The 22,057-nt window shown below is 74.9% G+C and carries 19 protein-coding genes; 9 read left to right on the forward strand and 10 right to left on the reverse strand.

The genetic code is table 11. From position 1 onward, the window contains the following. Positions 1–30 precede the first annotated feature (30 nt). Complete coding sequence (gene typA / locus SM577_RS00435; RefSeq protein WP_302921728.1) at positions 31–1,899, forward strand: translational GTPase TypA; 1,869 nt, start codon at positions 31–33, stop codon at positions 1,897–1,899. Positions 1,900–2,138: 239 nt separating this feature from the next. On the opposite strand, the gene SM577_RS00440 is transcribed toward typA, so the two are convergent. After that, positions 2,139–2,645, reverse strand: a complete 507-nt coding sequence (locus SM577_RS00440) for a tetratricopeptide repeat protein (protein WP_474580475.1) — start codon at positions 2,643–2,645, stop codon at positions 2,139–2,141. Positions 2,646–2,757: 112 nt separating this feature from the next. Here SM577_RS00440 and SM577_RS00445 point away from each other — a divergent pair, with 112 nt between their 5' ends. From SM577_RS00445 to SM577_RS00455, 3 genes are all read left to right on the forward strand, one after another. Beyond that, the gene (locus SM577_RS00445; RefSeq protein ID WP_302921726.1) at positions 2,758–3,726 is read left to right on the forward strand and encodes an ArsR/SmtB family transcription factor; all 969 of its coding nucleotides are present in this window, start codon (positions 2,758–2,760) and stop codon (positions 3,724–3,726) included. A 99-nt stretch (positions 3,727–3,825) separates the two neighbouring features. Beyond that, on the forward strand, positions 3,826–4,758 hold the full coding sequence (locus SM577_RS00450) for a serine hydrolase (protein ID WP_474586038.1): 933 nt from the start codon (positions 3,826–3,828) through the stop codon (positions 4,756–4,758). A gap of 235 nt (positions 4,759–4,993) precedes the next feature. Continuing rightward, a complete protein-coding gene (locus SM577_RS00455; protein WP_302921724.1) occupies positions 4,994–5,695 on the forward strand; it encodes a lysoplasmalogenase in 702 nt (233 codons plus the stop codon). On the opposite strand, the gene SM577_RS00460 is transcribed toward SM577_RS00455, so the two are convergent. Further along, complete coding sequence (locus tag SM577_RS00460) at positions 5,661–6,458, reverse strand: tyrosine-protein phosphatase (RefSeq protein ID WP_302921723.1); 798 nt, start codon at positions 6,456–6,458, stop codon at positions 5,661–5,663. The genes SM577_RS00455 and SM577_RS00460 overlap by 35 nt on opposite strands. A gap of 124 nt (positions 6,459–6,582) precedes the next feature. On the opposite strand from SM577_RS00460, the gene SM577_RS00465 reads away from it, so the two are divergent. Both SM577_RS00465 and SM577_RS00470 read left to right on the forward strand, forming a co-directional pair. Beyond that, positions 6,583–7,680, forward strand: coding sequence for a mandelate racemase/muconate lactonizing enzyme family protein (locus tag SM577_RS00465; protein WP_474586039.1), 1,098 nt, complete (start codon positions 6,583–6,585; stop codon positions 7,678–7,680). A 59-nt stretch (positions 7,681–7,739) separates the two neighbouring features. Then, on the forward strand, positions 7,740–8,657 hold the full coding sequence (locus tag SM577_RS00470; RefSeq protein ID WP_474580473.1) for a C40 family peptidase: 918 nt from the start codon (positions 7,740–7,742) through the stop codon (positions 8,655–8,657). 79 nt (positions 8,658–8,736) lie between these two features. Here the strand turns inward: SM577_RS00470 and SM577_RS00475 are convergent, their stop codons facing one another. The 3 genes from SM577_RS00475 to pnuC form a co-directional block, all read right to left on the reverse strand. After that, positions 8,737–9,735, reverse strand: coding sequence for a TerC family protein (locus tag SM577_RS00475; RefSeq protein ID WP_302921720.1), 999 nt, complete (start codon positions 9,733–9,735; stop codon positions 8,737–8,739). A 511-nt stretch (positions 9,736–10,246) separates the two neighbouring features. Then, complete coding sequence (locus SM577_RS00480) at positions 10,247–11,467, reverse strand: AAA family ATPase (RefSeq protein ID WP_474586040.1); 1,221 nt, start codon at positions 11,465–11,467, stop codon at positions 10,247–10,249. Next, the gene (pnuC, locus tag SM577_RS00485; RefSeq protein ID WP_474586041.1) at positions 11,464–12,117 is read right to left on the reverse strand and encodes a nicotinamide riboside transporter PnuC; all 654 of its coding nucleotides are present in this window, start codon (positions 12,115–12,117) and stop codon (positions 11,464–11,466) included. The genes SM577_RS00480 and pnuC overlap by 4 nt, the downstream gene beginning before the upstream one ends. 99 nt (positions 12,118–12,216) lie before the next feature. Between pnuC and SM577_RS00490 the strand changes: the two genes are divergently transcribed. Then, positions 12,217–12,510 carry an antibiotic biosynthesis monooxygenase family protein gene (locus SM577_RS00490; protein WP_088992865.1) on the forward strand — a complete coding sequence of 98 codons (294 nt, stop codon included), beginning with the start codon at positions 12,217–12,219 and terminating at the stop codon, positions 12,508–12,510. Positions 12,511–12,647: 137 nt separating this feature from the next. Next, complete coding sequence (locus SM577_RS00495) at positions 12,648–13,409, forward strand: SDR family oxidoreductase (protein WP_302921717.1); 762 nt, start codon at positions 12,648–12,650, stop codon at positions 13,407–13,409. Between the two features lie 160 nt (positions 13,410–13,569). Here SM577_RS00495 and SM577_RS00500 read toward each other — a convergent pair whose 3' ends face one another. The 4 genes from SM577_RS00500 to uvrB form a co-directional block, all read right to left on the reverse strand. Then, on the reverse strand, positions 13,570–14,427 hold the full coding sequence (locus SM577_RS00500; protein ID WP_302921716.1) for a helix-turn-helix domain-containing protein: 858 nt from the start codon (positions 14,425–14,427) through the stop codon (positions 13,570–13,572). A gap of 164 nt (positions 14,428–14,591) precedes the next feature. Beyond that, positions 14,592–14,960 (reverse strand): VOC family protein, encoded by a 369-nt coding sequence (locus tag SM577_RS00505; RefSeq protein ID WP_302921715.1) that lies wholly within the window; start codon positions 14,958–14,960, stop codon positions 14,592–14,594. Positions 14,961–14,984: 24 nt separating this feature from the next. Next, positions 14,985–15,977 (reverse strand): helix-turn-helix domain-containing protein, encoded by a 993-nt coding sequence (locus SM577_RS00510; protein ID WP_474586042.1) that lies wholly within the window; start codon positions 15,975–15,977, stop codon positions 14,985–14,987. 37 nt (positions 15,978–16,014) lie between these two features. Further along, the gene (gene uvrB, locus SM577_RS00515; protein WP_302921713.1) at positions 16,015–18,126 is read right to left on the reverse strand and encodes an excinuclease ABC subunit UvrB; all 2,112 of its coding nucleotides are present in this window, start codon (positions 18,124–18,126) and stop codon (positions 16,015–16,017) included. 613 nt (positions 18,127–18,739) lie between these two features. Between uvrB and SM577_RS00520 the strand changes: the two genes are divergently transcribed. Beyond that, positions 18,740–20,311, forward strand: coding sequence for a hypothetical protein (locus SM577_RS00520; RefSeq protein ID WP_474586043.1), 1,572 nt, complete (start codon positions 18,740–18,742; stop codon positions 20,309–20,311). 124 nt (positions 20,312–20,435) lie between these two features. Here SM577_RS00520 and coaE read toward each other — a convergent pair whose 3' ends face one another. Further along, entirely contained in the window at positions 20,436–21,617 is a 1,182-nt protein-coding gene (gene coaE / locus SM577_RS00525; RefSeq protein ID WP_474586044.1) for a dephospho-CoA kinase, read from the reverse strand. Positions 21,618–22,057 lie beyond the last annotated feature (440 nt).

Genomic DNA, 22,057 nt, shown 5'->3' on the forward strand with positions numbered 1-22,057 from the left:
GGCAACCGCAGACAGGAGAGTATGGAGGGTATGCAGCTTCGCACCGACCTCCGCAACGTCGCCATCATCGCCCACGTCGACCACGGCAAGACGACCCTGGTCGACGCCATGTTGCGGCAGGCCGGCGCGTTCAGCGCCCGGGCCGAGATGGCCGACCGGGTGATGGACTCCATGGATCTGGAGCGGGAAAAGGGCATCACCATCCTGGCCAAGAACACCGGCGTGCGGTACCTGCCGGCCGACGGCTCGGACCCGGTCACCATCAACATCATCGACACCCCCGGGCACGCCGACTTCGGCGGCGAGGTGGAGCGCGGCCTGACCATGGTCGACGGCGTGGTGCTGCTGGTGGACGCCAGCGAGGGCCCGCTGCCGCAGACCCGGTTCGTGCTGCGCAAGGCGCTCAAGGCCCGCCTGCCGATCATCCTGGTGATCAACAAGGTGGACCGGCCGGACGCCCGGATCAAGGAGGTCGTGGACGACACCTACGAGCTCTTCCTCGACCTGGACGCCGACGAGGAGCAGATCGACTTCCCGATCGTCTACGCCTGCGCCCGCGACGGCATCGCCTCGCTGACCCAGCCCGCCGACGGGGCCGTCCCGGACGACAGCCACAACCTCGAACCGCTGTTCCGCACCCTGCTGGACACCATCCCGCCGCCCGCGTACGAGCAGGACGCGCCGCTGCAGGCGCACGTCACCAACCTCGACGCCTCCCCGTTCCTGGGCCGGCTGGCGCTGTGCCGGGTGCGCCAGGGCACCATCAGCAAGGGCCAGACCGTGGCCTGGTGCCGCACCGACGGCAGCACCCAGCGGGTACGCATCTCCGAGCTGCTGATGACCGAGGGCCTGGAGCGCAAGCCGGCCGACTCGGCCGGCCCGGGCGACATCATCGCCGTCGCCGGCATCCCCGAGATCATGATCGGCGAGACCCTCGCCGACGCGGAGAACCCGCAGCCGCTGCCGTTGATCACGGTCGACGAGCCGGCCATCTCGATGACCATCGGCACCAACACCTCGCCGCTGGTCGGCCGGGTCAAGGGCGCCAAGGTCACCGCCCGGATGGTCAAGGACCGCCTCGACAAGGAACTCGTCGGCAACGTGTCGCTGCGGGTGCTGCCCACCGAGCGTCCGGACGCCTGGGAGGTGCAGGGCCGCGGCGAGCTGGCGCTGGCCATCCTGGTCGAGCAGATGCGCCGCGAGTCCTACGAGCTGACCGTCGGCAAGCCGCAGGTGGTCACCAAGGAGATCGACGGCAAGACCTGCGAGCCGGTCGAGCGGCTGACCATCGACGCCCCGGAGGAGTACCTGGGCGCGATCACCCAGCTGCTGGCCAGCCGCAAGGGCCGGATGGAGCAGCTGGTCAACCACGGCACCGGTTGGATCCGGATGGAGTGGCTGGTGCCCGCCCGCGGGCTGATCGGCTTCCGCACCGAGTTCCTCACCGAGACCCGGGGCACCGGCATCCTGCACCACGTCTTCGAGTCCTACGAGCCGTGGTTCGGCGAGCTGCGGACCCGCAACAACGGCTCGCTGGTCGCCGACCGGTCCGGCGCGGTCACCGCCTTCGCGATGACCAACCTCCAGGAGCGCGGCCAGCTCTTCGTCGAGCCGGGCACCGAGGTGTACGAGGGCATGATCGTCGGGGAGAACTCCCGCTCCGACGACATGGACGTCAACATCACCAAGGAGAAGAAGCTCACCAACATGCGCTCGTCGACGGCCGACGAGACCGAGAAGCTGATCCCGCCGCGCAAGCTGTCGCTGGAACAGGCCCTCGAGTTCTGCCGCGAGGACGAGTGCGTCGAGGTGACCCCGGTCGCGGTCCGGATCCGCAAGGTGGTGCTCGACCAGACCGCCCGCGCCCGGGCCGCCGCCCGCCGCAAGCACGCCGGCTGAGCGGCCACCGCACCGACCGACCGGGGCCGGTCCGCCACGCGCGGGCCGGCCCCGGCCTCGTCGCCGCCCCTCCTCCGGCCCCGGCCGGACGGCAACACTCCGACCGGCCCCGGCCGGCCGGCAACACACTGACCGGCCCTGGCCGGACGGGCCACACCTCCCCCGGCCCCCGGCCGGACGGCCGCACCTCCCCCGGCCCCAGTCCGGACGGCCGCACCGCTACCAGCCCGTTCGGCCGGTCAGGTGGGCTCGACCAGGAGCCGGGCGTAGTTGGCCATCGACCGCTGGTAGCGCGGCAGGTGCCGGGCGAGCGCACCGACGGCGATCGACACCGCCTCCCGCTCCCGGCCGACGCTGGTCAGCGCCAGCGCGAGCGTCGCGCTGACCGCGTCGTCGAGCTCGTCCGAGCCGCGCTCGCGCTCCTCGGTCAGCAGCCGGACGCTCTCCGCGGCCTGCCCGATGTTCCGCAACGAACTGGCCAACTGGATGACCGAGCGGCGCCGGCGGATGCCGTCGATGCCCAGTTCCAGCGCTCTGCGGTAGAGCGGGACCGCCCGGTCCGAGTGACCGGTGGAGTCCCAGGCGCAGGCCCGCTCGAACGCCGCCACCGGATGATCCGGGCCCAACTCGTCGGCGAGGGCGCCGACCCGCCCGCGGAACTCCTCCGCGTCCCAGTCGTCGGGTGCCGCGTTGAAGGACGCCCACAGCTCCGCGCTGCGCTGCTCCCAGTCGGCGCTCGGGTTCATCGTCGTTCTCCTCGTCAGTCGTCGGTCCAGGCGGAAGGCACTCTGCGAGCGCTGGTACCGTCGCCGCCAGTGATTCGGCGACCGCCGAATCTTCCGGCGGAGGGTGGAGCGGATGGCGGTGACCCTGCGGTTCAGCCCCGCCGACCTGCTGCGCTGCCGCTTCGCCAGCTCGCCCCTTCTCGAGACGTTGTTCGCGGTGCGCCTGCTCTCCCCACGCGAGGGCGCCGGCCCCCACCGCCGCTGGCTCGACACCCTCGACACGCGGGACCTCGACCTGCGGCCGATCACCCTGCTCCAGCCGCGGCGGGGCTACACCCCCGACTTCCTCTCGCCGCCACCGATCAGCCCGCACGCCCGGTTCGCCGACGAACTCGCCGCCGTGGCCGCCACCGACCCTGACCGGGTGCGCGCGGAGGTACGACGATCACTGGCGGACACTCCCGGCGCGGCCGAGTCGGCGACCGGCCGGCTGCTGCTGGGCGACCCGGCAGTGGTGCTCCGGACGCTGGTCGCCCTCGTCCGGCGGGCCTGGGAGGTGCTGGTCGAACCGATCTGGCCGACCGTACGCGGGCTGCTCGACGCCGACGTGGGCTTCCAGACCCGACGCCTCGCCGAGGGCGGCCTGGACCGGCTCTTCGCCGAACTGCATCCCCGACTGCGCTGGCACAACGGCCTGCTGACCCGCGACTACGGCGACGACGAGCACCGCGAGCTGCGCGGCGAGGGGCTCGTGCTGGTGCCCAGCGCCTTCAAGTGGGACCAGGTCGTCGTCATCGTGGACCCGCCGTGGCAGCCCACGGTGATCTATCCGGCGCGTGGGCTCGGCACGCTCTGGCAGCCGCAGCCCACCGACCGGCACGCGGCGCTGGGTCGGCTGATCGGCCGGACCCGGGCGGCGCTGCTGGTCAGCCTCGACGAGCCGGCCAGCACGACCACGCTGGCCCACCGCCACGCGCTGGCCGCCGGCACGGTCTCCGAGCACCTGACGGTGCTGCGCGACGCCGGGTTCGTCACCGGGGAACGGCACCGGCACGAGATCCGCTACCGGCGTACGCCGCTCGGCGACGCCGCGCTGCGCTGAGCCGCCACCGCGAATCGCGCGACCACCCGCCGCCGACTTGACCGCGTGCCGGGTCGTCCGCCGCCGGCGCCGATCCGGTCATCGGCTACGGTCACCGGCATGACCTGGGATGACCTCGACGCCCGACTGGACCGGGTGCCCGGCACCGTCTCGGCGTACGTCGGCCGGCTCGACGCGGCGCCGACCTGGACCCGGCTGCCCGACGCCACCCACTACGCGGCCAGCACCATGAAGGTCGGCGTGCTCGCCGCCCTGCACCGGGCCGCCGAGGCCGGCACCCTCGACCTGGACGCCCCGGTCCCGGTGCGCAACTCGTTCGACTCGGCGCTGCCGGGCGCTCCCCGCTTCACCTGCGCCCAGCACTACGACAACGACGACGCCGTCTGGGACCGGATCGGCGGCACCGCCACGCTGCGCTGGCTCGCCCACCGGATGATCGTGCGCTCCAGCAACCTCGCCACCAACCTGGTCATCGGCCACGTCGGCCTGCCCGCCGTCGCCGAGGTCTGGACCCTCGCCGGGGCCCGGAACGCGGTCACCGGGCGCGGCATCGAGGACTTCGCCGCCCGCGACGCCGGCATCACCAACCTGGTCACCGCCGCCGACCTGGCCGCCCTGCTCGGCGCGCTGGCCACCGGCGCCACCCGGCCCGGCCCGCTGGCCTCCCCCGCCGGCTGCGCCGCCATGCTCGACGTGCTCTTCGCCCAGGAACACCGCGAGGACCTCGCCGCCGGGCTGCCCCCGGGCACCCGGATCGCGCACAAGAACGGCTGGGTGCGCGGGGTGCGCCACGGCGCCGGCGTGGTCTTCCCCGCCGACGCGCCCCCGTACGCGGTGGTCGTCTGCACCACCACCGACCTCGCCGACGGCGGCCCCACCGGCGAGGAGGTCGAGGACGACGCCTGCCGCCTGATCGCCGACATCTCCGCCGCCGTCTGGGCCGCCCGCCACGACCTCCGCGCCGCCGGCCAACCCGACGGCGCAAACGACACCGCCGGACAACCCGACGGCGCACCCGGCACCGCCGGATAACCCGCCGGCGCACCGGCACCGCCGGCCAACCCGGCGGCGCACCTCACACCGCCGGCCAACCCGCCGGCGCACCCCGACGACAGCCGGGCAGCGCACCCGCACCGACGACCCGGACCGCGCCGCCGGCCCGCCCGGCACCGACCCGCACCGCATCGCGGCACAACCCTCGCTCCGGCGGATGGCCTGCGGCCGCCGCACCGCCTACGCTGCTGGCCACCCCCCGGAGGAGCCGCCGATGCCCCGCAGCCGCACCATCCTGACCGCCTTCGTCGTGGCCACCGCGGCGAACCTGCTCGCCAACGCCACCGGCAGCGACCTCGGCGTGCTGCTCAGCAAGCCGCTGCTGATGCCGCTGCTGGCCGCGTACCTCTGGCGGGTCGCCGCCGACCGCGGCGTCGCACCGACCCGGCTGGTCCTCGCCGCGCTGGCCTTCTCCACCGGCGGCGACGTCGCGCTGCTCGGCGACGGCACCGCCGCCTTCCTCACCGGCATGGCGCTCTTCCTCGCCGCGCACCTCTGCTACATCGCGGCCTTCACCCGCGCCGGCGCGGCGACCGCGCTGCGCCGCCCGCCGCTGCTGGCCGTCGCCGTGGCGTACGCGGTGCTGACCGTCGCCGCGCTGGCCTGGATGTGGGACGGGCTCGCCGACGCCGGGCTGGCGGTGCCGGTCGCCGGCTACGCGGTCGCGCTGGCCGCCATGGCCACCACCGCCGCGGCACACGGCTGGCGGGTCGGCGTCGGCGGCGCCCTCTTCCTCGGCTCCGACCTGCTCATCGCGACCGGCGTGGCCGAGGTGGCCACCCTGCCCGGCCCGCCCATCTGGGTGATGGCGACCTACGCCGCCGGGCAGGCCCTGATCGTCACCGGCTGGGCCGCCCGCGACACACCGCACCCGGCGCCGGTCACTCCAGCAGGTGCGCCCGCAGCGACCCGATGAGCTCGTCGGTCAGCCCGAGCCCGTCGCGCAGGTACGCCCCGAACGAGCCGTGCACCCGGCGCACCTCCCCGTACGCCGCGTCGAGGTACTCGGGGCGCACCTCCAGCACCGGCCGCACGGCCGCCTCGTCCAGCGCGGGCTGCCGCTGCCGCATGGCCTCCAGGATCACCTCCCGCAGGCTCGCCGTCAGCGGGTTGTTCGCCAGGTAGTCGGCCCGGATCACCGCCTCGTCCACGCCGAGCGCGTGCAGCAGCACCACGGTCAGCCAGCCGGTGCGGTCCTTCCCGGCCGAGCAGTGGTAGAGCAACGGCAGGTTCTCCGGCCGGGCCGCCGCCCGCACCGCCGCGGCGAAGTTCGCCCGGGCCGCCGCCCCGGTGACGAACCAGCGGTAGATGGCCGCCATCGCCGCCGGCGTGCCCTGCCGGGCCAGTTCCGCGTACGCGGCCAGGTCGTGGCCGAGCAGCACCGCCGAGACGTACGTGAAGACCGGGTGCTCCGCGTCGTGCACCGGCAGGTGCAGCACCCGCGGCTCGCCGGGCAGCCGGTCCGGCGGGGCGACCGCCTGCTCCGAGTGGTGCCGCAGGTCGATCACGCAGGCCGGGCCGAGCTTGGCCAGCACCGGCAGGTCCTCGTCGGTCAGCCGGCCCAGCGCCGGGGTACGGATCAGCACCCCGGGCCGCACCCGCCGGCCACCGGCGCCGACCATGCCGCCGAGGTCACGCGCGTTCGGCGCGCCCACCAGTGCCCAGTCCCGCTCGCTCACGCCGCCGCCCCGCTCCACTCGCCGCCGGCGCGACACCTCGCCGCGCCGCGTCGATGACCCGCCCGGTGACCCTGGCTCATCCGGCCTCCCCTGTCGCCAACCCTGCGCATATAGGGTGCCGCACATGACGATCGCCGCGGTACGCACCCACCGGCTCAGCGCCCCCTTACACACCCCGTTCGTCACCGCGTTGCGCCGGACCACCACCGTCGAGACCCTGGTCGTCGAGCTGGTCGACGGCGACGGCCGGTCCGGTTTCGGCGAGGCGCCGCAGGTCTGGCAGGTCACCGGCGCCTCGGTGGCCGGCGCCGAGGCCTGCGTCCGGGACCTGCTCGGGCCGATGCTCACCGGCCGGGACCCGGACGACCTGGTCGCCCGCTGCGCCGAGGTGCAGCGCGCGGTGGCCGGCAACGAGGCCGCCAAGGCCGCCGTCGACGTGGCGCTGCACGACCTGGCCGCCCGACGGCTCGGCGTACCGCTGGTGCGGCTGCTCGGCGGCACCACCCTGCGGGTGCCCACGGACGTCACGCTCGGCGCCGGCGACGCCGTGGACCTGGCCGCCGCGGCCCGGCAGCGCACGGCCGAGGGCTTCGGGGTGCTCAAGCTCAAGGTGGGCACCGACGCCGCCGGCGACCTGGAGCGGGTCCGGGCGGTACGCGCCGCCGTCGGCAACGGGGTACGGATCCGGCTGGACGCCAACCAGGGCTGGACCCCGCGCGAGGCGGTCCGGGTGATCCGCGGCATCGAGGACGCCGGCCTGGACGTGGAACTGGTCGAGCAGCCGGTGCCCCGCTGGGACCTGGACGGGCTGGCCTGGGTCAGCGACCGGGTGCAGGTGCCGATCCTCGCCGACGAGGCGGTTTTCGGCGTACGCGACCTGGTCGAGGTGATCCGCCGCCGCGCGGCCGACATGGTCAACGTCAAGCTCGCCAAGTGCGGCGGCCTGCACCCGGCCCGGACGCTGCTCGACCTGGCCGCCGCGCACGGCCTCGGCACCATCGTCGGATCCATGATGGAGAGCCAGGTGGGCATCGGGGCGGCCGCGAGCCTGGTCGCCGCCTACCGCACCACCGCCGTCTCCGACCTGGACGCCGCCTGGTGGCTGGCCTGGTCACCGGTGCGCGACGGGATCCGGTACGAGGGCGCCACCGTGCTGCTGCCGGACGCGCCGGGCCTCGGGATCAGCTCCGTTACTGAAGCAAAAGTGCAGTCACGTGGTTGATGGTCGTTGGAATCTTTCATAGGGTCGCGGTGACAGGCGGCGCGAGGTGGGGGTGGACCGTGGAGCTGCAACCGGGCCGCGAGGCCGTGGTCCGGGTCGCCGTCGCGACCCTGTGGACCTCCCCCGAGGCGGTACGCCCGATCGACCGGCCCGCCCTCGCCGCGCGCACCGACATCCCGGCCTGGATCTCCGGCATGAACACCGACCAGCAGGTCGGTGACTGCGTGCTGAGCCAGCTGCTGCTCGGCGAGCGGGTGCTCGTCACCGAGCTGCGCCCGGACGGCTGGGCGCACGTCGTGGCGGTGCAGCAGCCGGCGGCCAAGCTCGACCCGCGCGGCTACCCCGGCTGGCTGCCGGCCGACCAGCTCGCCCCGGCCGGCCCGGCGACCCACGCCGACCCGCTGGTGGTCGACGCCACCGTCACCGCGCTGCGGGCCACGCCGGACGGCGAGGTGGTCCTCCCCGACGTGATCCTCGGCACCCGGCTGACCCCGGCCGGACCCCCCGTCGACGGCTGGCGCCCGGTGCACGCCCCCGGGCACCCCGACCCGCTCTGGCTGCCCGCCACGCACGCCGTCCCGGTGCCCAGCACGCCGCCGACGGCCGGCGACGTGCTCGCCGTCGCCGCCCGGCTGCTCGACGTCGTCTACATCTGGGGCGGGGTGTCGGCGTACGGGATCGACTGCTCCGGGCTGGTGCACCTGGCCTGGCGGCGGTTCGGGGTGGTGCTCCCCCGCGACGCCGACGACCAGGCCCAGGCGACCACCCCGGTACCGCTGGGCGCGGAACGCCCCGGCGACCTCTACTTCTTCGCCCGCCCGGGCCGCAAGATCCACCACATCGGCATCGTCACCGCCGCGCCGCGCCCCGGCGACGACCGCCGGATGCTGCACGCCTGCTACCGGCGGCGACGGGTGCTGGAGGAGCGGCTGCCCGCCGACCGCACCGCCACCCTGGTCGGCGCGCACCGGGTCTGACCCACCCGGTACGGCCGAGGGGCGCTCCCGGGTGGGAGCGCCCCTCGTTCACGTCTCGGCCCGCCTCAGCGGCGCGCGGTCACCGGCGCGCCTCGGCCAGCACCCGGCGCCGGTCCCGGGACGACTTCACCAGGCTGGCGATGGTCGCCACCAGCAGGGTGCCGAGGATGACCGTCAGGGAGAGCCAGATCGGGATGTGCGGGGCCCAGCCCACGTGCTCGCCGTTGTTGATGAACGGCAGGTTGTTGTCGGCCAACGCCTCCAGCACCAGCTTGACGCCGATGAAGCCGAGCACCACGGCCAGCCCGTAGCTGAGGTAGATCAGCCGGTCCAGCAGGCCGCCCAGCAGGAAGTAGAGCTGCCGCAGCCCCATCAGCGCGAACACGTTCGCGGTGAAGACCAGGTACGGCTCCTGGGTGATGCCGAAGATGGCCGGGATCGAGTCGAGCGCGAAGATCAGGTCGGTGGTGCCGATCGCGATCATGACCACCAGCATCGGGGTGAACAACCGCCGGCCGTTCTCGTGCGTGGTGAGCTTCGCGCCGTCGTAGTCCTTGGAGATCGGCAGCGCCTTGCGGCTCCAGCGGATCAGCACGTTCTCGGTGAACTCGTCCTCGTCCGGCTCACCCTGCCGGGCCAGGTTGACGGCGGTGTAGATGAGGAACGCGCCGAAGATGTAGAAGACCCAGGAGAACTGGGAGATCAGCGCCGCGCCGGCGGCGATGAAGCCGCCGCGCATGACCAGCGCCAGCACGATGCCGATGAGCAGCACCTTCTGCTGGTACTGCCGGGGGACCGCGAAGCGGGCCATGATGATCACGAAGACGAAGAGGTTGTCCACCGAGAGGCTGTACTCGGTGAGCCAGCCGGTGTAGAACTGGCCGGCCGCGCTCGGGCCGGAGGCGAGCCACACCCCGGCGCCGAAGATCAGCGCCAGGGCGACGTAGAAGCCCACCCACAGGCTGGATTCCCGCACGCTCGGCTCGTGCGGCCGCCGACCGATGATCAGCAGGTCGACGAGCAGGATCGCGGTCAGTGCGACGAGGGTCCCCGCCCACACCAGTCCGGACACGTCCAAGGTTCATTCCTCCGGCAGACACGCAACGTCCGGCACACCGTACGCCCCCCAGGGGCGCGGCGTACCGGCGACGCTGACTCTGGTGACTGTCGGAGGTCTCTTCCGTCACCGTCCCGGGGGCGGGGCGGTGACCGACGGGGCCGGGTCGCGCCACCGGGGGGCCGGCGCTCGACCGTGCTGACGACTCCGTCGCGGGGGAATACTCCCCTCCTCAAGCATCATTCTTCACCACTGCGACCAGTGACCGCACCCTGGGCGGTCGGTGTCCTCCCCCACGCCGGCCCCGGCACCATCGCGAATCGCCGCAGATCCGGTCGTAGCGCCACGACGGGCGTGGGCCACGGGGGCGCGATACCCGTGGGGGCCGGGGCGTGATGCACGCCTGCCGCCCTGGGCGGGGTGGCTGCGGACACCCCTGAGTCGTGCGCCGCCGTCGGCGCCATGCGCCCGCCAGCCACCGTCCCGGCATCGCGGTCGGCCGGGTGTCGGGGCACACACCGCGTAAGGCATCCTAGGAGGCTAGGTGCTCCGGGTCGGTCGGCGCGGCGAGTGGGTCGGCCAGCGACCAGCCGGCGGCCAGCAGCTCCTCGCAGGCGGCCACCGCCCGGGCCAGCCGCCGCCCGTGCGGGCCGCTGAGCTCGACCACCGGCACCCCGCAGCCGGCCAGCTCGGTGCGGAACCGGTCGGTCATCCAGGCCCGCAGGTGCTCGCCGTCGCGTAGCCCGTCGTCGGCGAAGGGCACCCCGACGTGGTCGGTCAGCAGGTAGAGCGCCGGCCGCCGGGCCGCCGCGCGCACCCGCGCGGACGACGAGCCCAGGTAGCGCTCCTCCCAGACCGCCGTCGCCCGGGCGTCGGTGTCGCAGAACAGCAGCGGGCCGCTGGACCGGGCCGCCGCGTCCTCGGCCGCCTGCTGCTCCCGGACCACCTCGGCGAAGTCGTCGCGATCCCAGCTGACGTCGAAGACGGTGGCCGCCGGGTCGCGCTCGCGCAGCCGGGCCAGCTTCCGCGCGGTCAACTCCCGGCCGTACTCGGGAACCCAGCGGGTGCCGAAGTGCGCGGCGAGGGCGGCGGCCATCGTGGTGGTGCCGGTGGACTCCGCGCCGACCACCACCACCCGCCGGACGAACCAGGCCCGCACCGGCGCGCTGAGCCGGTCCCAGTGGCCCACCGGGTCCGCACGGACCGCGGTGCCGGAGACCGGCACCCGCCGCCGGGCGGGATCCACCGCGACGGGTACGGCGTCGAAGCGCCGGGCCAGCTCGGCGCCGTACGCCTCGGAGGAGAAGACCGCGTCGACCGGCCGGCCACCCAGCGCCTCCCGGAACACGGCGCAGTGCAGGTCCCACACCGCCGGATCGGCGTAGTCCACCGGATGGTCGTCGTACCGGCCGACGAAGCGGACCCACGGGGTGTCCGCGTGCACCTCGCGCAGCCAGTCCAACCGGGACGCGAGCGGGATCGACTCCCGGCGCGACGGCGCCACCACCACGGTGACGGCGGCGCACCGGGCGGCGGCCGCCCGGATCAACGCGTGGTGGCCGGCGTGCGGCGGGTAGAACTTGCCCACCACCATCCCGTGCCGGAACTCCGGCGCCGCCGGCCCGGCGTCCGGCGCGGGCCGCTGCGGGCCGACCGCTGCCGCCGCAGCCACGCCGTGGGCGCGGTCCACCGGGCGCCTCGCCACCGACGCGCCGTCGGCGACCGCCGGAGGTCGGGGCGTCGCGTCGGTCATGCCGCCACCGGGGCCGGGCCGGGCGGCACCGGCGTCGCGGTGCCCTGGCGGCGCAGGTCCGCCCGCCACTCGCGCAGGCCGAGCACGCAGAGCCCGAGGAAGACCAGGTAGAGCAGCGCGGTGAGGTAGAGGCCCTTGTAGGCGTAGAGCGGGATGTAGACCAGGTCAGCGGTGATCCACAACCACCAGCTCTCCACCCGCTTGCGGGTCTGCCCGTACGTGGCCAGCAGCGAGAGCGCGGTGGTCAGGGCGTCCGGCAGCGGCACGGTGGAGTCGGTGGCCCGGGTCAGCAGTGCCCAGAGCCCGACGGTCAGCGCCAACCCGCCCGCCGCCAGCGCCCACCACTCCCCGGGACCGGTCCGGCTGACCGTGAGCCGGGAGCGCCGCTCGCCGCCGTACAGCCACGCCCACCACCCGTACAGGCCGAGGGCGACGTAGACGAGCTGGAGGCCGGCGTCGGCGTACAGGCCGGCCGTCCAGAACAGCAGCATCAGCAGCAGCACGTTGGCGATGCCGACCGGCCAGTTGGCGATCCGCTGCCGGGCCACCAGCCAGACGTTGAGCGCACCGGTGGCGAAGCCCAGCAGCTCGGCCCAGGTGGTGCCGGTACCCGCCACGGTGAACGCCGTGCCGGTCAGCCAGTCGATCATGCCGCTCCCCTTTCCGCGCGCCCACCCTAGGCGGGTCCGGTCCCCGGGAACAGACCCCCGCGCCACTGCCCCGCCGGGGTGCCGTGAAAGGCTTCCGGCATGGTGCTTGAGGTCGCGCTCATCGACGTACTGCCCGGACACGAGGACGAGTTCGCCGCCGCGTACGCCAAGGGGCATCCGGTGCTGGCCGGCACCCCCGGCTGCCGGTCGGTGCGGATGACCCGGGGCGTGGAGTCGCCGTCGCGGTTCGTGCTGCTGGTCGAGTGGGACTCGGTCGAGGCGCACAACGAGAACTTCCGCGGCAGTGACCGGTTCACCCGGTGGCGGGAGCTGATCGGGCCGTACTTCGCCAACCCGCCGCTGGTCGAGCACTTCGTGGACGTGCCGGCCTGAGGCTGTCGTACCCCTGTCCTATCGTCCGCCTGCACGCGCCGGTCGCCGGTCCCGACGGGCTCGGGGGCGCCGGGCCCGGCGACTCGCGCGGCGATATCGGTTGATCTTCGGCCGTCGGTGCCGGTTGACTGTCGGGCATGACGCAACGGGTGGCTCTGGTAACCGGCGTGAGCCGGCGGATCGGCATCGGCGCGGCGGTCGCCCGCACGCTCGCCGCGGACGGCTGGCGGCTGCTGCTCACCGGGCTGCCGGAGTTCGACGAGGCGCAGCCCTACGGTGGCGATCCCGACGGCGTGCCGGCCCTGCTGGCCGAGTTGGGCGACGTGGCGGCCTACCACCGGGCCGATCTGCTCGATCCGGCGGCGCCGGCCGCGCTGGTCGGCGAGGCGGTGAGCCGGTACGAGCGGCTCGACGCGGTGGTGGCCGTGCACGCCTACTCCACGCACACCCCGCTCGGCGCGCTGGAGGCCACCGAGATCGACCGGCACCTGCTGGTCAACGTGCGGGCCACGCTGCTGCTCGCCCAGGCGTTCGCTGCGGCGTTCACCGCCGGATCGGGCGGCCGGCTGGTGCTCTTCTCCAGCGGGCAGCGCCTCGGCCCGATGCCCGGCGAACTGGCGTACGCGGCCAGCAAGGCGGCGGTGGAGAACCTCACCGTCCAGCTCGCCCCGCTGCTGATGCCCGGCGGCATCACCGTCAACTGCGTCAATCCGGGGCCTACCGACACCGGCTACGCCCCGCCGGAGGTCCAGGAGGCGGTGGCGCGGCTCTTCCCCGGCGGCCGCTGGGGCACTCCGCAGGACGCCGCCCGGCTGGTCCGCTTCCTCTGCTCGCCGGACGCCGGATGGATCACCGGCCAGGTGATCGACTCCGAGGGCGGCTTCCGCCGCCACACGTGACCCTCGGTCGGGCCGTTGCTCGCCTGCCCGCCGAGGTGCCGCCACGCGCGACCCGCGCCCGGCCCACTCCCCGTCCGGTCAACCGCCGGCATGCCGCTGCGTCGGCGGGCGCGCCGCCCGCCCGGGCGCCGTGGCCCGCGCCCGGCCGCTGCGTGCCTGCTCAGTCGGCGGCGCGGCGGGCCAGCTCCGCGACACTCTCCTCCGCCGGCAGGGCCGCGCCCAGCAGCCAACCGGTGATCCGCTCGTACCGGTCGACGTCCGGTGTGGTCACCAGGCGCACGTCGGTGGTCAGCGCCTCCAGCATCACCGTGCGCGGGTCGGCCGGGTCCGGAAAGGAGTAGCACGAGTACGGGGTGAGCGGCTGCACGCCCTGCGCGGCGACGCCCCGGGGCAGCAGCCGGATCGTCACGTTCGGCAGCCCGGCCACGTCGACCAGGTGCCGCAGCTGCTCCTGCCACACCTCGGGCGGGGCGTCGGCGGGGTCGCAGGCGGCCTCGGCGAGCAGCGCTGTGTAGCGGGGTGGCTCGGGTCGGCGGAGCACCTCGTGCCGGGCGATCCGGGCCCGCACGTCCGCCTCGACGTCCACGCCGCTGTCCAGCAGCCGCCCGGCGGCGATCCGCAGCCGGGCGTACGCCGGGGTCTGCAACAGCCCGGGCACCACCGCCGGTTGGTAGTCCACGATGCTCGCCGCGCCCGCCTCCAGCTCCGCGTACGTGCGCTGCCGCTCGCTCATCTCGCCGAGCGCCTTCCACCAGCCCCGGCTGGTGGCCGCGTCGCGGGCGATGACGATGAGCGCGTCCCGCTGCGGTGCCGGCACCTGGTAGACGTCCAGCAGGTCGAGCACGTCGGCGAGGTCCGGCCGGCTCTGCCCCAGCTCGATGCGGGACAGCTTGGAGGTGGAAGCCCAGCCCAGCCGGTCGCAGACCTGTTCCAGGGTGAGCGCCTCCCGCCGGCGCAGTTGGCGCAACTCGGCGCCGAGCCGCGCACGTCGAATGACCGGACTCGTTGGCAACGGCATCCCGCCTCCCCACCGTGGGAGAGTACGCAGGACGATCACCCAGCGCAATACCGTGCTCGCTCACCGCAATCGCAGCCGCCCTCACCGCTCACCCCGACCCCGCCCCGGGCCTCGCCGCCGCCGGGCGCCCTCGGGCGGCCCGACCCGGGCCGGCCACCGCCGGGTCAGGGCCGGTACGTGCCGAAGGACCAGACGTTGCCGGCCAGGTCACGGGCGGTGTAGTCGCGGGAGCCGTAGTCGGTGTCGAACGGCTCCCGGACGATCTCGGCGCCGGCCGACCGGGCCCGGGCGCAGTGCGCGTCGACGTCGGCGACCGCCACGTAGACCGACCAGTCCTCGTCGCCCGGCCGGGGCCGCGGGTCGGGCCGCTCGCCCACCATCACCATGCCGGTGTCCAGGGTGAGTTCGGCGTGCGCCACCGAACCGTCGGGCGCGTCGTACCGCGCGTGCACGGTGAAGCCGAAGGCGGTGCAGAGCCAGTCGATGGCCGCCCCGGCGTCCGGGTAGCGGAAGATCGGATAGATGGTTCGCATGCCCCGAGTCTGCCGCCGGCCCGGTCACCCGGGATTGGACGGATGTGACCCGAGCGCGGTCGGGGTGCCGCCGGCGAACTCGCGGAAGTCGCGGATCAGGTGGGACTGGTCGTAGTACCCGCACCGGGCGGCGACCTCGGCCCAGCCGCCCGCCGGCGGACCGGACCACCCGCCCGGGCCACCGGTGCCACCCTGGCCGACCGAGCCGCTCTCGCCGCCCGGACCGGCCTGGCCGTTCGGACCGGCCTGGCCGTTCGGACCGGCCTGGCCGTTCGGACCGGCCTGGCCGTTCGTACCGGCCGGCGCCGGGTCGACGCCGAGGGCCGGGCCGGCGGCCAGCGTCGCGTAGGCGCGCTGGAACCGGAGCAGCCGGGCGGTGGTCTTCGGCGGCAGCCCGATCTCGTCCCGGAACCGGGCGGCCAGGTGCCGGCGGCTCCAGCCCAGCTCGCTGGCGAGGGCGCCGACGGCGACCCGGCCACCGCTGCCGGCGAGCCGTTGCCACGCCCAGGTCAGCCGCGCGTCGACCGGCTCGGTCGCCGCCAGCCGGGCGGTCACCGCGGCGTCGAGCAGCGCGAACCGGGCCGGCCAGTCGGCGGCGGTGGCCAGCCGGACGCGGAGCCGGTCGAGCCAGCCACCCGGCAGTGCCGCCACCCCCACCGCCCGGTTGGTCAGCTCGGCCAGCGGCAGGCCGAGGATCCGGCGGGCGGCCAGCGGGGCCAGCAGCAGCTCCACCCCCTCGCCGACGCCGACCAGCCGGGTGGTGCAGGGGCCGTCGAACGTGCCGGCGACGAAGGAGTCGACCCGGTGCGCGCCCCGGGCGGGGTCCCGCGGATCGACCACGTCCAGCGGAGCGCCCCAGCCGAGGATGACCACCACGAAGGCACCGGCCACCTCCCGGCGGACCAGGGGCAGATCCGCCCGCTCGCGATAGCCGATGTAGCGGTCGACGAAGGGCCGCAGCCGGGCGTCGGGCACGCCGAGGACGACTTCGTCGACCGCTGTCGCGACCGCGTCCATCCCCGACCGCCCGTCCGTCCCGGCGACCGCCCGGGCGTCACTTCACGCCGGCGGCGTCCATTCCCCGCAGTTCCTTCTTCAGGTCTGCCACCTCGTCGCGGATCCGGGCGGCCAGCTCGAACTGCAACTCCCGCGCGGCGGCCAGCATCTGGTCGTTCAGCTCCTGGATGAGCTGGGCCAGCTCGGCCCGGGCCATGCCCTCGCGCGCCGGGGCGGCGGCGCCGGCCCGGCCACGGCTGCGGGTCTCCTTGACCGGCGCCTTGCCCCGGGAGAGCTGCCGCACCGCGCCGCCGACCCGGGTGTTCTGCTCGGTGTCCTCGGCCTCGCGGTAGATGTCGTCGAGGATGTCGTGGATCTTCTTGCGCAGCGGCTCCGGGCTGATCCCGTGCGCCTCGTTGTGCGCGATCTGCTTGGCCCGCCGCCGGTTGGTCTCCTCGATCGCGTCCGCCATCGACGGCGTGATCTTGTCGGCGTACATGTGCACCTGGCCGGAGACGTTCCGGGCCGCCCGACCGATGGTCTGGATCAGCGACCGGCCGCTGCGCAGGAAGCCTTCCTTGTCGGCGTCGAGGATCGCCACCAGCGACACCTCGGGCAGGTCGAGACCCTCCCGCAGCAGGTTGATGCCGACCAGCACGTCGTAGTCGCCCTTGCGCAGCTCGCGCAGCAGCTCGACCCGGCGCAGCGTGTCCACCTCCGAGTGCAGGTAGCGCACCCGGATGCCGTTCTCCAGCAGGTAGTCGGACAGGTCCTCGGCCATCTTCTTGGTCAGCGTGGTGACCAGCACCCGCTCGTCCCGCTCGGTACGCAGCTTGATCTCGTGCATGAGATCGTCGATCTGGCCCTTGGTCGGCTTGACGACGACCTCCGGGTCGATCAGGCCGGTCGGGCGGATCACCTGCTCCACGAACTCGCCCTGGGACTGCTCCAGCTCCCACGGGCCCGGGGTGGCGGAGAGGAAGACCATCTGGCCGACCCGCTCCAGGAACTCGTCGAACCGCAGCGGCCGGTTGTCGGCCGCGCTGGGCAGCCGGAAGCCGTGGTCGATGAGCATCCGCTTGCGGGACGCGTCGCCCTCGTACATGCCGCCGATCTGCGGGATGGTCACGTGCGACTCGTCGACCACGGTGAGGAAGTCGTCGGGGAAGTAGTCGAGCAGGCAGTGCGGCGGGCTGCCGGGCAGCCGCCCGTCGATGTGCATTGAGTAGTTCTCGATGCCGGAGCAGAAGCCGACCTGCCGCATCATCTCGATGTCGTAGGTGGTGCGCATGCGCAGCCGCTGCGCCTCCAGCAGCTTGCCCTGCCGCTCCAGCTCGGCCAGCCGCTCGCCCAGCTCGGTCTCGATGTCGCGGATCGCCCGCTCCATCCGCTCCGGCCCGGCAGCGTAGTGCGTGGCGGGGAAGATCAGCAGGTGGTCGACTTCGCGGACCACGTCGCCGGTGAGCGGGTTGAGGTAGTAGAGCTTCTCCACCTCGTCGCCGAAGAGCTCGATCCGGACGGCGAGCTCTTCGTACGCCGGGATGATCTCCAGCGTGTCGCCGCGGACCCGGAACGTGCCCCGGTTGAAGGCCATGTCGTTGCGGGTGTACTGGATGTCGACCAGGCGGCGCAGCAACTGGTCGCGGTCGAGCTCCTGGCCGACGGCGACCCGCACCGCGCGGTCGAGGTACTCCTCCGGGGTGCCCAGGCCGTAGATCGCCGAGACGGTGGCCACCACGATCACGTCGCGCCGGGTGAGCAGCGACATGGTCGCCGAGTGCCGCAGCCGCTCCACCTCCTCGTTGATCGAGGAGTCCTTCTCGATGTAGGTGTCGGTCTGCGGGATGTAGGCCTCGGGCTGGTAGTAGTCGTAGTAGGAGACGAAGTATTCGACAGCGTTGTGCGGCAGCAGCTCGCTGAACTCCTTGGCCAGCTGCGCGCAGAGCGTCTTGTTGGGCGCGAGCACCAGCGTCGGCCGCTGCAACCGCTCGATCAGCCACGCGGTGGTGGCGCTCTTGCCGGTGCCGGTCGCGCCGAGCAGCACCGTGGCGCGGTCGCCGCCGCGAACCCGACGCTCCAACTCGTCGATCGCGGCCGGCTGGTCGCCGGCGGGCTGGAACTCGCTGACGACCTGGAACCGGCCGTCGAGTCGGGGAATGTCGAGCGCCATGACCCCAACGGTACGCCGGGGGTCCGACACTCCGCCGCGACTACGGTCGGTCCCTGATCGGCTTCGATATTCCCATTGTGTGGCCCATCTCACCCGGCTAGGCTCTTCGTGTAGGCCGCTCGCGGCGGCCGACCGGGCAGGCGGCCAGGCATCATCAGCCGGCCCGCCGCCGGCACAGGGGTCGCAGCACCCGGCACTCCCGGCGTGCGCACCCGAGTGGTCGCGCGTGACGCGCAGACCGGCCGCCGCGAGCGCCCCTGCCCGTCACCCCGACCCGCCGGTCGCCGCCGCCTCCCAGCCCTGACCGGCGGCACAGCCCGGCGCGGGATCGCCGGCCCGGCCGGCTCGTCACCCCGGCCCGCTCCGGCCCGTTCAACTACCTGTGGAGACCTCACGACCGGCAGGTGGCAGCCGCGAGGCCGACGGCAGGCCCGATGCCCGGGATCCGTCCGGCGGCCAAGGCCCCGACGACCCCGTACCGCCGGAGCCGGCCGGTCGCTGGACGGCGCCGCTGCGCCGGTGGGCGGCCCGCCGCCACCGCGACCCGGCGCCCACCCGCACCGGGCGCGCCGCGGCGGTGACCTCGGGCACCGCCCGTCCGGATCCTGACCCCGTGACCGGCCGCACCGGGCCCGCCCGGGCCGCGGGCCGGGGCGCGGCGCGCCGCCGTCGCGCCCCGGCCGCCACTCCCGCCGCGCCGCCCGACGCCGTGACACCCGGTGCCGCCCGGCGGCTGTTGAACCGGGACCAGGAGGCGATCCGCCGGGTGCTGGACGGCGGGCCGGACCGGGTCCGGCGCGGCCCGGGCGGCCTGCGCCGGGGTCTCGTCCGGCGCCGCCGGACCGCCCTGCTGGCGCTCGCCGTGGTCGCCACGGTCTCCGCCGCCGCGCTGGTCGTCGGGCTGCTGAGCTGGGCCCCCGACCCGCCGGAGCAACCGCGGACGCTCACCGCGGCGGAGCACGAGCGGCTCGCCGCCATGCGGGTCACCAACTACCGGGACCTGCGGTCCGGGCTGCACGTGACGACCGGCGAGGGGGCGGCCCGCACCGAGCTGATCGGCTGGGTGGACTGGTCCCGCCCGCTGGTCTACCTGGACGTGGGCGGGCCGGGCGCCGGCGCCGAGCGGGGCCTGCTCCAGGCCACTCCGACGGTGGTGCTGCTGCGTCCCGACCCCACCGCCGTGCCGACGCCCGCCCCGCCGCCACTGGTACCCCCGGCGGACCGCTGGCGGCTGCACGACCTGCCCGCCGGGCACGGCCTCGCCCGCCTGCTCGACCTGCTCTTCCGCCTCGCCGCCGACCGACCCGAACCGGCCGGCCCCGACGCCGCACGCTGGGTGGGGCGGGACATTGTGGGAGCGGAACCGGTGGACATCCTCCAGGCTCCGGCGCCCAGTGGGGTCACCACCGCCGAGCACCCGCGCTACTGGCTCGACCAGTCCGCCCGACTGCACCGGTTGAAGACCCGGCTGAGCGGCGTCGGCCCGGTGACGGTGCAACTGAACCGGACCAACCGGCCCACCCTGCGCCCGGTCGACGCGCTGGGCGGACGGCCGGGTCTGCCCCGGGCACTCACCGCCGCCGAACAGGATCGGCTGGACCGCCTCGCGGGCCGGCTGCGCGACCGGGGCGGCGCCACCGTCACCCTGACCGCGCCCGTGGGCGCCGACACGAACCTGCGCGGCATCGGCTGGCTGAGCTGGGCCCGGCGCAGCGCGTACCTGACGGTCGCCGACCTGAACCGGCCGGACCGCCGGACGCTGCTGCACCACGGCCCCGCCGGCACCGCCCGGGCGGACCTGCCGGCCACCGCGGTGCCCGGCCCCGCCGAGAAACCCGGCCGGCCGCCGCTGCCGTCGCCGACCGGCGGCTGGCGCGCCGGCCCGGCCCGGGCCGACGACCTCGACCTGCTGGTCGACGCGGCGCTGCGGGCCGGTGCCCCGACCGGCCAGCGCGGCGACGCGGTACGGGTGCGGGGCGACAGCCTGGACGGCCGGACCGTGGACGTGATCGAGGTACGCACCTCCCGGACCCTGCTGCGCTACTGGATCGACCGGTCCGGGCTGCTGCGCCGGCTGGAACTGCGGACCCGGCCCGGCGCCTGGGCCCAGCTCGACCTGACGCCCGCCCCGGTGCCCGGGTGGACCGCCCCCGCCCCGGGCCGCACCCGCGCCGCCGACCGCTGAGCACCCACGTGCCGCTGCCCCGGACGGGCGCCGGCGAGCGACCGCACCCGGTCAGGCCGGCGCGGGTGCCGTCGGGGGTGCGCCGTGGTCGGGGTGCGTTGCGGGGCGGACCGGGGAGGTGCCGTCAGGGCCGCCACCCGGTCTGCTGGGCCCAGGCCTCGGCCCGCAGGTGCTCCTCGTCGAACCAGGGGTCCTTCGCGGTGCTGTAGGTGGCGCTGTCCGGCGCGGCGGCCGCCAGGTCGCGCTTCACCTGCAGGTACGCCGCCCGCTGGTCCGGGTCGGCGCGCAGGTGGTCGCGCATCAGCAGGGCGTACCGCCAGCCGGGCGAGTCCACCTCGCGGATGTGCAGGTAGACCGGGCGGGCCGGGTCGGCGCTACCGTGCAGCCGCTTGGGCCACCGGCCGCTGCCGGGCGGACGCGGGTTGTCCCACCACTCGCCGGGCACCCGCGGGAAGCCCGCCTCGGCCAGCCGCTCGGCGAACGCCCCGTCCGCGTCGGCGAGGGTCGGCACGGCGAGTTGGATGTCGATCACGTCCTTGGCGGCGAGTCCCGGCACGGCGGTGGACCCGATGTGGTCGATCCGCGGCTCGGCCGGGGCGAGCGCGTGCCGGATCCGGGCGGCCAGCCGGGCGTACTGGCGCGGCCAGGTGGGGTCCGCCTCGGACAGCTCGACCCGCGCCGGCCGGACCACCCGCCGGTCGCGCAGGTTCGCCGCGAAGGGCAGCAGCCGGTCGTACCAGAGCGCGTCGACGGCCGCGTGCAGGTCGGCCAGGCTGCCGTCGTTGCTCAGCAGCACGTCCGCCACGGCCCGGCGGCGGTCGTCGTCGGCCTGCGCGGCGATCCGCCGCTGGGCCTCCGCCCGGTCCATCCCCCGGTCGCGGGCCAGCCGCTCCAACCGCACCGACACGGCCGTCTCCACCACGACCACCAGGTGGTACGTGGGCGCCAACCCCACCTCCACCAGCAGCGGTACGTCGTTGACCACTATCGCGTCGGATCCCGCCGCGGCGGCCAGTTCGGCGGAACGCGCCCGGACCCGGGGGTGGGTGATCGCCTCCAGCCGGCGGCGGGCCGCCTCGTCGGCGAAGACCACCGCGCCGAGGGCCGCCCGGTCCAGCGCCCCGTCGGCGTCGAGCACCCGCTCGGAGAAGGCGGCGACGATCTCGGCCAGCCCCTCGGTCCCCGGGGCGACCACCTCCCGGGCGATCCGGTCCGAGTCGATCACCACCGCGCCGCGCTCGGCCAGCCGGGCCGCCACGGCGCTCTTGCCGGAGCCGATTCCTCCGGTCAGTCCCACCCTCAGCACGGCACCAGTCAACCTGATCACGATCAGGCCGCCAAGTCAGGGCACCCACCGCCCCTTCCCCGCCCCGCCCCCCGGCCGCGCCCTGCCCGTCGCCCCCGGGTCCGCCCACCACCCTGGCTCCGACCGGCGCGCTCTCCCGAGGTCGCGCAACATCCTGGATGTAGTGGCCTCCAGGACGCTCCGAGGCCACTACATCCAGGATCGGGCACGATCACGCAGGCGGAACCCGGCACGGGGGTGACAGTGGCCGGCCAGGCGAGGCGGCGGACCACCCGGGGACGCCGGCGGCCCGGCGAGAACGACGGGCCAGGACGGCGACGGCGTGCCCGGCAGAAACGGCAAGGGCGGCGGGAGCGGAGGCTGGCAGGCCGGGCGAGGCCGGCGGGGTTACGGGATTAAGGGTCGGGCGGGAAACGGCGAGGGCCCCGCCCCCGGCGATC

The organism is Micromonospora desertarenae (assembly GCF_056150265.1).

Coding starts and splice junctions, on each gene's coding strand:
- typA (WP_302921728.1), top strand. CDS start 31: ATGCAGCTTCGCACCGACCTCCGCAACGTCGCCATCATCGCCCACGTC.
- SM577_RS00440 (WP_474580475.1), bottom strand. CDS start 2,645: ATGAACCCGAGCGCCGACTGGGAGCAGCGCAGCGCGGAGCTGTGGGCG.
- SM577_RS00445 (WP_302921726.1), top strand. CDS start 2,758: ATGGCGGTGACCCTGCGGTTCAGCCCCGCCGACCTGCTGCGCTGCCGC.
- SM577_RS00450 (WP_474586038.1), top strand. CDS start 3,826: ATGACCTGGGATGACCTCGACGCCCGACTGGACCGGGTGCCCGGCACC.
- SM577_RS00455 (WP_302921724.1), top strand. CDS start 4,994: ATGCCCCGCAGCCGCACCATCCTGACCGCCTTCGTCGTGGCCACCGCG.
- SM577_RS00465 (WP_474586039.1), top strand. CDS start 6,583: ATGACGATCGCCGCGGTACGCACCCACCGGCTCAGCGCCCCCTTACAC.
- SM577_RS00480 (WP_474586040.1), bottom strand. CDS start 11,467: ATGACCGACGCGACGCCCCGACCTCCGGCGGTCGCCGACGGCGCGTCG.
- pnuC (WP_474586041.1), bottom strand. CDS start 12,117: ATGATCGACTGGCTGACCGGCACGGCGTTCACCGTGGCGGGTACCGGC.
- SM577_RS00490 (WP_088992865.1), top strand. CDS start 12,217: ATGGTGCTTGAGGTCGCGCTCATCGACGTACTGCCCGGACACGAGGAC.
- SM577_RS00495 (WP_302921717.1), top strand. CDS start 12,648: ATGACGCAACGGGTGGCTCTGGTAACCGGCGTGAGCCGGCGGATCGGC.
- SM577_RS00500 (WP_302921716.1), bottom strand. CDS start 14,427: ATGCCGTTGCCAACGAGTCCGGTCATTCGACGTGCGCGGCTCGGCGCC.
- SM577_RS00505 (WP_302921715.1), bottom strand. CDS start 14,960: ATGCGAACCATCTATCCGATCTTCCGCTACCCGGACGCCGGGGCGGCC.
- SM577_RS00510 (WP_474586042.1), bottom strand. CDS start 15,977: ATGGACGCGGTCGCGACAGCGGTCGACGAAGTCGTCCTCGGCGTGCCC.
- uvrB (WP_302921713.1), bottom strand. CDS start 18,126: ATGGCGCTCGACATTCCCCGACTCGACGGCCGGTTCCAGGTCGTCAGC.